Below are 13,150 nucleotides of genomic sequence, written 5' to 3' on the forward strand. Positions count from 1 at the left end.
TGATGTTTGAAATACGCGATAAAGGATTTACAGATTACATCCAAACATGGGATGAAATGAAATCTTTTACCGATGCTAGGAATATCGAAACTCCTGATGAGTTATGGCTATTAGAACATAACAGCGTATTCACTCAAGGACTGTCTGGAAAGCCAGAGCATCTTCTCAAAAAAACTGAAATACTAGTAGTGCAGTCTGATAGAGGTGGTCAAATAACCTATCATGGCCCAGGTCAATTAATAATTTACTGCCTAATTGACATCAAGAGACTAGGAATTGGTATTAAAAAAATGGTATCTCTTATTGAACAATCGATAATAGACTTATTGGCTGATTATTCCATTGAGGCTCATAAAGTTTCAGGAGCTCCTGGAGTTTATGTTGACGGCTCAAAAATTGCAGCACTAGGCCTCAAAGTTAAACAAGGTAGAACTTATCACGGCTTAAGCCTAAATATTGATATGGACCTCGGACCTTATAAGCTAATTAACCCTTGCGGTTATAGTGATTTAAATGTAACCCAAATGTCCAATCTAACGGATAATGCACTCAATATTTATGACATCAAACTAAACCTATCTAATTATCTAAAGAACTATGTCACAAGAACTTGAAATTAAAGCACTCAAAGGTGAATCTAAAATTAGCAGACTTAAGATTAAGCCTGATTCTGAGAGAAAACCATTAAAAAAACCAAGCTGGATAAGAATTAGGCACTCGGGCTCCAAAAAAGTTAATGAACTTAAAAAAACATTAAGGAGTCAAGAGTTATTTACAGTTTGCGAGGAGGCTCAATGCCCCAACCTCAGTGAATGCTTTAACCATGGCACTGCTACATTTATGATTATGGGTCAAATATGTACTAGAAGATGCCCTTTTTGTGATGTTGCTCATGGAAGGCCAAAAGCCTTAGATGCAAATGAGCCGCTTCATTTAGCCGATACTATTTCTAAAATGTCACTAAAGTATGTTGTTATTACCTCGGTTGATCGAGATGACTTAAGGGATAAAGGTGCTGGCCACTTCAAAGAGTGTATAGATGCTATTAGAAGTAAAACTCCTCAAGTAAAAATTGAAATTTTAACGCCTGATTTTAGAGGAAGGGTTGAAAAAGCTCTGGATATTTTTAAAGATTGTCCACCTGATGTTTTTAATCATAACTTGGAAACGGTGCCCAGCCTTTATCCCAAAGTCCGTCCTGGCTCAGACTATGAACAGTCGCTAGACCTCCTGAAAAGCTTTAAAGAAAAACATCCTTCTGTTAAAACAAAATCAGGCCTTATGCTTGGTGTTGGTGAAACTGAAAGGCAAGTGATTGACGTTCTAAAAGACTTAAGATCTCATGATGTTGATATGTTAACGTTAGGTCAATATCTACAGCCAAGCAAGCACCACCTTGCAGTTGAGGAATACATTACGCCTGATCAGTTTCAAAAATATAAAAAAATAGCAGAGGATCTTGGTTTTAATCAAGTAGCAAGCGGCCCCATGGTTAGGTCCTCTTACCACGCAGACCTTCAGGCAAAAGGCGAGCTTGTTTCATAAAAACTTATAAATTTAAGAACTAATTCTTTGATTTTTATAACTATTTAATTTGATAAAAAGTATAATAATATTATGATTAAAACATTCTTTATAGCTCTCGCATTTTTCTGCATCATTGATGTATTCTGGATATATTTTATTGCAACGCCAATGTACAAACAAGAGGTAGCATCCCTTATGGAGCTTAAAGTTATTCCTGCTATAATATTTTATATAATCTTCTTATTGGGCTTGATTTTCTTTGTTATTAATCCCAATCTTAGTAATACGCTTTTAAATGTTTTTATGGTTGGTGCTTTTTATGGTTTAGTAACCTATGGAACTTACGACCTAACCGTTTACGCAACTATGAATATTTTTAGCCTCAAACTAGTGGTCGCAGATATTCTATGGGGAATGGTTCTTTCTGGCTCTGTAGCAACCCTTACTGTATTTACTTCAGCTAAATTAAACTAACATAGTTATGTCTATTGCATTTACTTCTGGCGAGCCCTCTGGAATTGGTCCTGATATAGCCCTCATATACGCTCAAAAAGAAAGGAATGAAGATCTCCTGGTTTATGGCGACCCTGATGTATTAATCAATCGAGCAAAACTTCTTAATTTACCTATCTCCTTAAAGGAACATAAAACAAGAAAAACAAACGAATTAAGTATTTATCCTATAAAAACAAAGTCAAAGGTTGAGCCAGGGAAGTTAAACCCAGATAATTCAGATTACGTATTATCATTGATTAGGCATGCAACTAATGATTGCGTTGATAAGAACTGTGGTGGCATGTTAACTGGTCCAATTAATAAGGCTGTTATTAATCAATCTGGAATTGAATTTATTGGCCACACTGAGTATCTTGCTGACTTAACTCAAACCCCTAAAACTGTAATGCTTCTTGCAACAGATCAACTTAAAGTTGCTCTTGCTACTACTCATCTTGCTCTAAAAGATGTATCTAAAAACATTACAAAAGAATCTCTTATAAAAGTCATTACCATAATTAATAATAATTTCAAATACCTAGGAATAGAAGACCCGTCAATTCTTGTTTGCGGACTTAACCCACATGCTGGTGAAAATGGATATCTTGGGGATGAGGAGTTAATAACAATTATTCCTGCTTTAAACTCACTCAAGAAGAGTGGTATTAATCTTGTTGGACCAGTTCCAGCAGATACTGCCTTTACACCAGACTCATTAAAAAATATTGATGTAGTCCTAGCGATGTATCATGATCAAGGCTTGCCGGTATTAAAAGCAAAAGGTTTTAAAAATGCAGCTAATATAACCTTAGGCCTTCCTTTTATACGTACTTCTGTTGATCATGGCACAGCTCTAGACCTGGCAGGTACAGGCAATATTAGCCTAGGTAGTTTTAATACAGCACTATCCTACTTCAAAACTTTAACTAATAATGCGTCACCAGCCTAGAAAAAGATTTGGACAAAACTTTTTAGTTGATCATCAAATTATCAACCAAATTATTTCAACAATATCTCCAAAAAATGATGACAATATTTTAGAAATTGGTCCGGGAAAAGGAGCGATTACTTTTCCCTTGCTTGAACATTTAGATCATTTAAGTGTTATTGAAATTGATAGAGATTTAGTTTCTATGCTTGAATTAGAGGGACAAGAAAAACTAACCATCTATCAGTCAGATGCACTAACATTTGATTTTGGTCAAATTCCTAATAAAATTAGAGTGGTTGGAAATCTCCCATACAATATTTCTTCCCCTTTATTATTTCATCTTCTTGACTATAGAGATAAAATTGTTGATATGACTTTTATGCTTCAAAAAGAAGTGGTTGATAGAATAGTTGCGCCTCCAGGAAATAAGACTTATGGACGTCTTAGCGTTATGATGCAAGCTTTTTATGAAGTTGAGTTAATGTTTATTGTTCCAAGAGAATCTTTCGAACCTCAGCCAAAAATTCAATCTGCTATACTTTATCTGAAAACTAAAGAGCAGCCACTTGTTAGAAACTCAAAACCTTTAGAGGAAATAGTAAAACTTGCCTTTTCTCAGAGAAGAAAAACACTAAAAAACTGTTTAAAATCTGTATTAAATCAATCACAAACTGAAATTGACTTATCACAAAGAGCTGAAATGCTTAGTACTGAAAACTTTGTAACCTTAATGAATGACTATGAAAAACAAAATTGAAGTAAATGTAGAAGTAACCTACTTACCAGATCAATCAAATCTAGTAAACAGTCAATATGCTTATGCTTACACCATTACTATTAAAAATAATGGAGAGACTGGAGCCCAACTAAGAACAAGACGCTGGCTAATACAAGATGAATCTGGAGAAACTGAAGAGGTTATTGGTGAAGGTGTAATTGGACAGCAACCCCACCTTTCCCCTGGTGAAAGCTTTAAATACAGTTCTGGTGCAGTAATTAGTACTGAAACGGGAACCATGAAAGGCTCTTATGGGATGATTAGTGATCAAGGACAAAGGTTTGAAGCGGTCATTCCAGAGTTTACATTAAGTGAACCTTATACTCTTCATTAGGCAAAACACATGGACTATGCCATTGGTGACGTTCAAGGCTGCTTTAGAAGCCTTAAAGGGCTCTTAAATAAAATTAATTATAATATTGATAGAGATCGATTGTACTTTCTAGGTGATGTTGTTAATCGAGGCAATAACTCACTTGAAACGCTCCGCTTTATTCAATCAAATCAAGATAACATGGACATGGTTCTTGGTAACCATGATTTTCATCTACTAGTTTGTGCATTAACTGAGCGCCATCCTAACAAGAATGACACGTTCTTAGACATATTGTCTGCTTCTGATAAAACTGTTTTGCTTGACTATCTCCTTAACAGGCCACTTGTAATTGAATATAAAGATGCGCTCTTTGTTCACGCAGGAGTACCACCTCAATGGAGCAAGTCAGATGCAATCAAAAATGCAGAGACAGTTCATAAGAACCTTCAATCAAAAAATGTGATTGAATTTTTATCCAAAATGTATGGTAATTATCCAAATAAATGGTCTAGTAACCTTTCTAATGAAGAAGGCTCTCGTTACACAATAAACGCCTTAATGAGAATGCGTTTTTGTAAAGAAGATGGTGAGCTTGAATTTGAGCATAAGTTAAATGTTGATCAAAACCCAGAAAACTTTGAAGCTTGGTTTTTGCATTCAAACCGACTGATGGCTGATGAAGAAATATTTTTTGGGCACTGGTCATCTCTTAAAGATATCAACTCTAAAAATATTTACCCTCTAGATCATGGGTGCGTATGGGGTGACAGGCTTACAGCTTATGATTTAACAAACCATAATTATATTTCACAAAAATCATTAGAAATTAATTAGGCTGGTGCACTTCTCAGATTAATCGAGCCCTCATAAACAAACTCTCCAGGACCAGTAAGATAGACTTTTTGTCCATCATACTCAACCATTGCATTACCGCCATTTAAGCGTACTTTTACCTTTGCATTAAGCAGGCCAAGTCTAATTCCATGAATCACAGCTGCACAGGCTCCTGAACCGCAAGCAAGTGTCTCACCAACCCCTCTCTCAACAACCCTTAACTGGACTTCATCTTTACTTAATACCTTCATAAACCCAACATTGACACCCTCAGGAAAGTCATTAGAAGATTGAATTTTTAATGCAGTAGAATCTATATCTGATATGTCATCCAAAGCCAAGATAGCATGAGGATTTCCAATGGATAAAGATCCAACTTTAAAACCTTCAACAATATACTCAGAATTCTCTTCATTAACATTAAGAGGAATTATGGATGGAAGAAAGTTTGGCTCACCCATCTCAACTCGAACAGAGTCATCACTGTTAACTGTTAAAACCATATTGCCAGCATTAGTTTCAACAGAAAGTGGGTTCTTATAAGATAAATTTTTCTTTTGAATATAAAGAGCTAAGCACCTTGCGCCATTTCCACATTGGTTAGCTTCAGAACCATCAGCATTAAATATTACATAACGAAAGTCAGCATCTTTTGATGATGAACTCTCAACCATGAGTAATTGATCAAAGCCAATTCCAAAACGACGATCAGATAATTTTCGAATCTCATCAGTTGATAAACTAACATCCCCATCAATATTATCGATTATTACGAAATCATTTCCAAGACCATGCATTTTTGTAAAATATATCATGATAATATTTTAACCTTTTGTATCATGTTTTATTTGGTTACTGCTATGTTAAAATCTTCACAATAATCTAATCAATAAAAATAATGAATACCCCCACTAATATAACACTTAGTAAGGATAAAAAACTTCTTACTGTAACATTTGATGAGACTGATTACCCTATGACAAGTGAATATCTTAGAGTTTACTCTCCATCAGCAGAAGTTCAAGGGCATGGCCCTGGACAAGAGACTCTTCAGCTAAACAAACAAGATGTTACGATTCAAACACTAGTTCCAATGGGAAATTATGCAATTGCAATTCATTATAGTGATGGGCACACTACTGGAATATACTCATGGAGCCACTTATACAAACTTGGAAGTAATAAGGACGATCTTTGGCTTGACTATTGTAATCGAGTTAAAAATAATAATAGTAGTCACAACTATCACAAAGTTCAAGTTTAATAAATAAATATTAATATTAGAATTTTTAGTGTTAGCTTGACAATATGATTGGTAATTTTGTTAAAATTGTAACTAAAACTTATTTAAACAAAAATTTAAATAAATAGATTAACTACTTAGGTAAAAAAAATGAATAATAAATTAAATCAACTTACAATTTTATTTACTTTATTTATTTCATCTTTATCAATAGCAAACCCAATCAATAAAATCAATTTTATTGGATTAGATTTTACTGCTGAAAGCACTTTAAATCAGCTTATTCCTTTCAAAGCTGGTCAAACATTTTCACCCTCAGCAAGTGATGAAATTATCAAATCTCTATTTGATACTGGTCTTTTTTCTGATGTCCAGATTATTCAAAACAAGAATATTTTAAATATCAAACTATTAGAAAACCCCTATATTAAATATTTAACTATTGATAACAATCCAAAAAAATGGTTTAGCTTTGAGACTGATTTATTTAATAGTGAAGATTTAGAAGAATTTTCCAAATCTTATGATATGTCTACTGGTAACGTCTTTACCGAAGAAAAATTAACTAACTTTATTTCATTCTTAGATCAAAAATATGTTGACGCAGGATTTTATAATATTGAAATTAGCTCAAACTCCAAAATAGATGCCCAAAATAGAATTGGTGTTGAAATTGAAATAAAACAAAATGTCAGGACAACTATTGAATCTTTAAAGATAAGTGGTGCAAAAAGCTTTACCGAGAAAAAATTATTATCTTTCTTTCCAATTGGCGAACCGGGATTTAAAGTCGTTAACTACTTTACTAATAAAGATCAATTTACCAGCCCTTCTTTTCAACTTGGATTAGACGCTATTACTAATAATTATTTTAACGCTGGTTATTTGGATTTTAATATTTTAGAAATAAATACTACCTTGAGCGAAAATAATGAAAAAATAGATATTGAAATTGAAATTTATGAGGGTAATCAATTTAAACTTGGCAAAGTAAGTTTTACTGGTGAACTAGGAAATAAATCTCCAGGTGAGCTAACTGCTTTATTACCAATTAGCAAAGGTGATACTTTTAATAGAAGTTTAATAATGGAAGGAATTCAACTAATTAATGATGCGTTTTCCGACCAAGGTTATGCTTTTGCAGAAATTGAACCCATCACATATGATTCTTTGAATGAAATTAATGTAGATATAAATATCTCTCTAAATAAAAAAGTTTACATAAATAGAATTACAATTTCAGGCAATACAAGAACGCAAGATGAAGTAATTCGAAGAGAAATTGGTATTTTTGAAGGAGGCCTTTATTCTAGAAGTGTACTTAGAAACTCTGTCATGAAGCTTAGACGTTTAGGATATTTTTCTGATGTTCAAATGATGGCCTCTGACGTTATAGGTTCAAACGATAAGATTAACCTTAACTTTACAGTTGACGAAACTAAAACTGGAGCTATTAGTTTTTCTTTATCTCATAGCAATAACTATGGGATAGCTATTGGTGCTGGAATTCAAGAAAAAAATATTTTTGGATCAGGTAACACATTTAATTCCGAATTAAAGCTTTCTGACTCTTACAACAAAGTTAGCTTCTATTTTGAAGATCCTTACTTTAATGATCAAGGCCACAGCATAAGTTATGGTGCATTTTTTAGTGAAATTAAAGATGATGATGTAATGAAAGATTCCTATGAAATCAGCACCAAAGGCTTAAATATAGGCTATGGGGTGCCTCTAACAGAAAACACAAGAATTAGAGCTAATTTAGAGTATTCACAAAATGATATAAATTGTGGTGTGAGCTTTTCTTCATCTAGTTATGAGTCTAGTCAATGCTCCAATAAATCTCAAGATGAAACTAAATTAAGTGTTGGTTGGAGTGAAAGTACTTTAAATGACTATATGTACCCGACAAATGGAAGGGAAAACTCTATTAAACTAGGAATGGCTTTACCAGTTTCTGACTATCGCTATATTGATATAAATGCAAAACATAAGAGCTACAAGCCAATAAATGAAAACTTAACACTTAAAGTTACTGGGAGCTTGGATTTTTTAAAAGGCTATGATGGCAAAGAAGCCCCTTTTTATAAAAGATACTTTGGCGGAGGAACTGGGTCAGTTAGGGGTTTTGGAAATAAATCACTGGGGCCACTTTATCTAAATGGAAATGCGAAAGGTGGTGAACTCTCAATCTTAGGAAGTGCAAATCTAATATCTCCAGCTTTCTTTTTTGATGATAACGAAAAAATGAGAATGAGTGCCTTTATTGATAGTGGAAATATTTTTGAGAAAGCATCAAATATTGACTTAGGCGATTTAAGAATGTCGACTGGCTTTGGGTTTGCTTATCTTAGCCCAATAGGGGCGATTGGAGCGTATTGGTCAACCCCAATACTTAAAAAATCAGGTGATGTTATTGAAAACTTTGGTTTTTCTTTAGGAACTGGTTTTTAAAAAACTCATGAAAATTATAGCTGTATTTTTTTTATTACTAACAACATCATTAGCAGCTTCGGAAACTATAAAAATAGGCTATATTGATCCGGAAAAAGTTATTAATAATTTACCTCAATATAATCAGAGCATAGATCAAATATCTAGAGAATTTGAACCAAAAAAACAAGAGTTACTAGATTTATTTGAGCATATTGAGCTTCTTAGAACTAAAGTCAACGATATTAACAAGTCTGTAAAAAAAGAAAATCTTGAAGAAGAATTATTTAAACTAGCTAGGTTAGAAAAAAGTTTTGAACAAGAAACTGAATTTTGGCAAGATAAGATGAATAAAAGAAAAATCGATTTACTTCAGAAAATTGAACAGTTAATTAACAATACAATCAATGAGCTAGCAATCTCTGAAAACTACGATCTTATTTTGTATGGAAATGCCGCTTTTGTCAGTGATAAAACAAACATAACCACTAAAGTGATTGAAAAAATTCAAAAACTCTCACTATGAAATTAACCCTTGAAGAAATAGCAAAATTAATAGACGCCTCAGTTTATGGTGAATCATCGAAAGAGATTTCAGGAATTAATACCCTAGCTAATGCAAATACTGGGCAAATTTCTTATGCAGTTAGTAAAAAATACAAAAAACTCCTAATTAACTCTAATGCTGGTGCAGTAATAGTAGATAAGAGCTTAAAAAATTCCTGCTCAACAAATGTGCTATTAGTTGAAAACGTTTATCTAGCTTACTCAATATTAACCCATAAGTTTAAATATTTACAAAACATTAACCATCTTAAGACAGGCTCAGAAGTTATTAACTCATTCGCTGGTGTTGATATTTCTCCAAACTGTGTTATTGGTAAGAATGTAGTTATTGGAGAAAATTCATCGATTGGAGCTAATTGTGTTCTTGAAGACAATGTCAATATTGGTAAAAATTCACGAATTGAGTCAAATGTAACGATTCAAAATGGCTCTCAAATTGGAAAAAACTGTGTCATCTTGCCTGGAGTAATAATTGGTTCTGAGGGATTTGGAAACGCAAGAGATAAAGACAACAAGTGGAACGCAATTGCTCACCTTGGAAATGTAATTATTGGTGATAATGTATCTATTGGAGCTAATACAACAATTGATAGAGGTTCTATTGACAATACAGAGATTCATAATGGAGTTAAAATCGATAATCTTGTTCATATTGCTCATAATGTTGTTATCGGAGAAGATACAGCTATAGCAGGAACAACGGGAATTGCTGGAACAACTATTATTGGTAAAAGGTGCATGATTGGTGGCAAGGTTGGTATTGTTGGCCACCTAATAATTACTGACGACGTTATAGTTAATGCGACTAGTACAGTCAATAGAAATATAACAAAGCCAGGAGTTTATACAGGCTTTGTCCCTCTTATGCTTCATTCTGAATGGAAAAAGGTAGGAATATGGCTAACAAAACTTGATAAAATTACAACTCTGCTAAAAATTAAATTAAAAAACATTAAATAATCCAATGAAAATGAATATTAACGAGGTTAAAAATTTTCTACCTCATCGCTACCCTTTCTTACTTATTGATAGGGTAACTAATCTTGAAGTAGGAAAAAGCCTTACTGCTATCAAAAATGTGTCTTTTAATGAGCCGCATTTTACAGGGCACTTTCCTGATCAACCTATTATGCCTGGGGTCCTAATTATTGAGGCTTTAGCGCAAGCCACTGGAATATTAGCTTTTAAATCTGAAGTTGGAAAGCCACAAACTGGTCAAATATATATGTTAGTAGGTGTAGATAAAGTTCGCTTTAAAAGAATGGTTGAGCCAGGTGATCAACTAGAAATTTATGCTGAAATTATTACGGTCAAACGTGGTATTTGGAAATTCAATTGCAGGGCCTCAGTTGAAGGTAATTTAGTTACTTCTGCTGAAATTTTATGTACTCAAAAATCTGCTGAATAGTATTATGCCCACCCATCCTACTGCTATTATTCATGAAAGTGCTAAAATCCATAAAAGTGCTGAAATATCAGCTTATGCTTTTATTGGTGCCAATGTTGAAATAGGTGCTGGAACAGTAATAGACTCACATGCTGTAATTGATGGTCCTACTAAAATTGGTAAAAATAATCATATTTATTCTTTTGCTTCTATTGGTGGTGACCCTCAAGATATTACTTACCAAGAAGGCCAGGAGAGTAACCTTGTGATAGGAAATGATAATATGATTAGAGAGTTTTGTACAATTAATAGAGGCACTGAAAAGGAAAACTCTTTAACAAGAATTGGTTCGAATAACATGCTAATGTCGTATGTTCATATTGCACATGATTGTCAACTTGGTGATCATATTATTATGTCTAATAATGCCTCACTAGCTGGTCATGTTAGAATTTCAGACTGGGCCATACTTGGTGGCTTTGTTTTAGTTAAACAATTTTGCGGTATTGGAAGACACTCTTATGCTGGAATGGGGAGTCAAATTAATAAAGACATCCCTGACTATATGGTTGCAGCTGGTATTCACCCTAAAATTAGAAGTATTAACTCTGTTGGAATGAAGAGAAGAGGCTTTAGTGCCAGCTCAATTTCATCTATTAAACGAGCATTTAAGGTCGTTTATCGTGATTCGCAAGGCAGACTCTTAGATCATGCACTAAGCGAACTTGAAGCATCAGAATCTGACAGTCGCGAAGTTATGCAATTTGTAGAATGTATTCGAAACTCAAGAGTGGGCATCATGCGTGGCCCAGCGGATGAATAGATAGCCTTTTCTATTATGTCTAAGTCTTTCATAGGGTCCAGCAGCATTGTCGCCGCAATGACCTTTATATCAAGAATCTTAGGCCTTATTCGAGATTTCATTATTGCAAGACTCTTTGGAGCTAATGAATTAACTGACGCATTCTTAGTAGCCTTTAGAATACCTAATTTTTTTAGACGACTCTTTGCTGAAGGTGCTTTTTCACAAGCCTTTTTGCCAATTTTGGCAGAGTCAAAAGCTAATCAATCTGACGAAGAGGTTCAATTAGTAATTAATCATATTGCTACTAAATTGCTTAGCATACTTATGATTATTACTCTTATTGCAATTGTAATAGCACCAATCATAATACTTTTATTTGCATGGGGGTTCTACTTTAAAGCTGATGCAACTCAGTTTCATTTAGCCTCTGATATGCTACGAATTACTTTTCCTTATTTGCTTTTAATATCCCTTACTGCCTTATCTGGATCTATCCTTAATACTTATGATAATTTTATAATTCCAGCATTTACTCCAGTATTACTAAATATTTCATTAATCCTTAGCGCTGTATTTTTATCTAAACACTTGTCCACACCAATTATGGCATTAGCCTGGGGCGTACTCATTGGAGGGATTATACAGCTTGGCTTTCAAATACCATTCTTAAGAAAAATAAAACGACTCCCTAAATTACAGTTTGGCCATCATAAGGTTCTTTTAGTTCTTAGAAAAAGAATGCTTCCAGCCTTATTTGGCGTATCAGTATCTCAAATTAATTTATTAGTTGACACAATGATTGCATCAACCCTTATAGCTGGAAGTGTCTCATGGCTATATTATTCAGATAGGTTACTAGAGCTCCCTTTAGCTTTAATTGGCATCGCCCTAGCAACTGTTGCCCTAGCAAAACTAAGTAACTATCATGCAAAAAAAGATACTAAAAACTTTATAAGTACCATTGATAAAGCTCTTTTATATGCAATTTTATTAGGACTTCCTGCATGTGCTGGATTAGTTCTGCTTGCAGAGGAGCTAATAATTACACTCTTTCAATATGATGCATTTGATGCTTTATCCGCTAAAAAAACATCTTTAAGTTTACAAGCTTATGGTTCTGGCTTAATGGCGTTCATTGCAATAAAAATCTTTGCGCCAATTTTTCTATCAAGAGGAGACACTAAAACTCCAGTAAAAGCTGGGGTTGTGGCGATGGTTTCAAATATAGTTCTAAATTTAATATTAGTTCAGTATTTTGATCATGTTGGCTTAGCTGCCGCCACCTCGATTTCAGCGGTAATTAATGCTGTAATTTTATATTTTTTCTTAATAAAAAAATCAATATTTAAGTTTCAGATTACTTTTTATAAAATGCTAGTTAAAGTAATATTTGCAGTCACTATAATGTCGATGTATATTTATTACTTTGATTCAAGTATTGGCCTTTACCTTGAATCCTCTCTAATAGAGAGGGCTATACTTATTTCAAAAACTATTACTATTTCAATAGTTATATATTTTTCAACGCTTTATGCACTTGGAGTTAGACTTAAACAATTATGAAGAAAGTTCACTGCATTAAATTAGATACAAAGCTAGAAGGCTTGGAAAGAGCACCCTACCCAGGTGATCTTGGTAAAAGGATATTGGATTCAGTCTCTAAAGAGGCTTGGCAGATGTGGCTTGACCACCAAACCATGTTAATTAATGAAAATAACTTAAACTTATTTGATGAGTCATCACAGAGCTACCTAAAAGAACAAATGGAAAATTACTTCTTTTCAGAGAAAGACATTGATCAAATTGAGGGCTATGTACCAAAATAATTATATGG

16 protein-coding genes are annotated in these 13,150 nt (G+C 33.6%); 15 read left to right on the plus strand and 1 reads right to left on the minus strand.

From position 1 onward, the window contains the following. The first annotated feature begins 2 nt into the window (after window positions 1-2). The 7 genes from lipB to ABXT49_RS04825 all read left to right on the plus strand — a co-directional run bounded on the left by lipB (window position 3) and on the right by ABXT49_RS04825 (window position 4,881). Window positions 3-614 (plus strand): lipoyl(octanoyl) transferase LipB, encoded by a 612-nt coding sequence (gene lipB, locus ABXT49_RS04795; RefSeq protein WP_416650778.1) that lies wholly within the window; start codon window positions 3-5, stop codon window positions 612-614. Then, window positions 598-1,545: a lipoyl synthase gene (gene lipA / locus ABXT49_RS04800; protein WP_416650780.1), complete on the plus strand. Its 948-nt coding sequence runs from the start codon at window positions 598-600 to the stop codon at window positions 1,543-1,545. The genes lipB and lipA overlap by 17 nt, the downstream gene beginning before the upstream one ends. Before the next feature lie 72 nt (window positions 1,546-1,617). Beyond that, window positions 1,618-2,001 (plus strand): DUF2177 family protein, encoded by a 384-nt coding sequence (locus ABXT49_RS04805; RefSeq protein WP_416650782.1) that lies wholly within the window; start codon window positions 1,618-1,620, stop codon window positions 1,999-2,001. A gap of 7 nt (window positions 2,002-2,008) precedes the next feature. Then, on the plus strand, window positions 2,009-2,971 hold the full coding sequence (gene pdxA, locus ABXT49_RS04810; RefSeq protein ID WP_416650784.1) for a 4-hydroxythreonine-4-phosphate dehydrogenase PdxA: 963 nt from the start codon (window positions 2,009-2,011) through the stop codon (window positions 2,969-2,971). Further along, window positions 2,955-3,710 (plus strand): 16S rRNA (adenine(1518)-N(6)/adenine(1519)-N(6))-dimethyltransferase RsmA, encoded by a 756-nt coding sequence (gene rsmA / locus ABXT49_RS04815; protein ID WP_416650786.1) that lies wholly within the window; start codon window positions 2,955-2,957, stop codon window positions 3,708-3,710. The genes pdxA and rsmA overlap by 17 nt, the downstream gene beginning before the upstream one ends. Next, the gene (gene apaG / locus ABXT49_RS04820; RefSeq protein ID WP_416650788.1) at window positions 3,688-4,065 is read left to right on the plus strand and encodes a Co2+/Mg2+ efflux protein ApaG; all 378 of its coding nucleotides are present in this window, start codon (window positions 3,688-3,690) and stop codon (window positions 4,063-4,065) included. The genes rsmA and apaG overlap by 23 nt, the downstream gene beginning before the upstream one ends. Window positions 4,066-4,074: 9 nt before the next feature. Further along, on the plus strand, window positions 4,075-4,881 hold the full coding sequence (locus ABXT49_RS04825) for a symmetrical bis(5'-nucleosyl)-tetraphosphatase (protein WP_416650790.1): 807 nt from the start codon (window positions 4,075-4,077) through the stop codon (window positions 4,879-4,881). Here ABXT49_RS04825 and dapF read toward each other — a convergent pair. Continuing rightward, window positions 4,878-5,699: a diaminopimelate epimerase gene (gene dapF / locus ABXT49_RS04830; RefSeq protein WP_416653530.1), complete on the minus strand. Its 822-nt coding sequence runs from the start codon at window positions 5,697-5,699 to the stop codon at window positions 4,878-4,880. The two genes, ABXT49_RS04825 and dapF, sit on opposite strands and share 4 nt — an antisense overlap. 80 nt (window positions 5,700-5,779) lie before the next feature. On the opposite strand from dapF, the gene ABXT49_RS04835 reads away from it, so the two are divergent. From ABXT49_RS04835 to ABXT49_RS04870, 8 genes are all read left to right on the plus strand, one after another. Then, entirely contained in the window at window positions 5,780-6,145 is a 366-nt protein-coding gene (locus tag ABXT49_RS04835; protein ID WP_416650792.1) for a gamma-butyrobetaine hydroxylase-like domain-containing protein, read from the plus strand. A 129-nt stretch (window positions 6,146-6,274) separates the two neighbouring features. Next, window positions 6,275-8,578: an outer membrane protein assembly factor BamA gene (bamA, locus tag ABXT49_RS04840; RefSeq protein WP_416650794.1), complete on the plus strand. Its 2,304-nt coding sequence runs from the start codon at window positions 6,275-6,277 to the stop codon at window positions 8,576-8,578. Window positions 8,579-8,585: 7 nt separating this feature from the next. After that, a complete protein-coding gene (locus ABXT49_RS04845; protein ID WP_416650796.1) occupies window positions 8,586-9,083 on the plus strand; it encodes an OmpH family outer membrane protein in 498 nt (165 codons plus the stop codon). Then, window positions 9,080-10,084, plus strand: a complete 1,005-nt coding sequence (gene lpxD / locus ABXT49_RS04850; protein WP_416650798.1) for a UDP-3-O-(3-hydroxymyristoyl)glucosamine N-acyltransferase — start codon at window positions 9,080-9,082, stop codon at window positions 10,082-10,084. The genes ABXT49_RS04845 and lpxD overlap by 4 nt, the downstream gene beginning before the upstream one ends. 4 nt (window positions 10,085-10,088) lie before the next feature. Beyond that, a complete protein-coding gene (gene fabZ, locus ABXT49_RS04855; protein ID WP_416650800.1) occupies window positions 10,089-10,532 on the plus strand; it encodes a 3-hydroxyacyl-ACP dehydratase FabZ in 444 nt (147 codons plus the stop codon). Window positions 10,533-10,536: 4 nt separating this feature from the next. Continuing rightward, on the plus strand, window positions 10,537-11,334 hold the full coding sequence (gene lpxA / locus ABXT49_RS04860) for an acyl-ACP--UDP-N-acetylglucosamine O-acyltransferase (RefSeq protein ID WP_416650802.1): 798 nt from the start codon (window positions 10,537-10,539) through the stop codon (window positions 11,332-11,334). A 15-nt stretch (window positions 11,335-11,349) separates the two neighbouring features. Further along, entirely contained in the window at window positions 11,350-12,879 is a 1,530-nt protein-coding gene (gene murJ / locus ABXT49_RS04865; RefSeq protein WP_416650804.1) for a murein biosynthesis integral membrane protein MurJ, read from the plus strand. Further along, a complete protein-coding gene (locus ABXT49_RS04870; protein WP_416650806.1) occupies window positions 12,876-13,142 on the plus strand; it encodes an oxidative damage protection protein in 267 nt (88 codons plus the stop codon). Before murJ ends, ABXT49_RS04870 begins: the two co-directional genes overlap by 4 nt. Window positions 13,143-13,150: the final 8 nt, after the last annotated feature.

This window comes from Candidatus Pseudothioglobus sp. Uisw_086 (genome assembly GCF_048085745.1).
Classification (GTDB): Bacteria; Pseudomonadota; Gammaproteobacteria; order PS1; family Pseudothioglobaceae; genus Pseudothioglobus.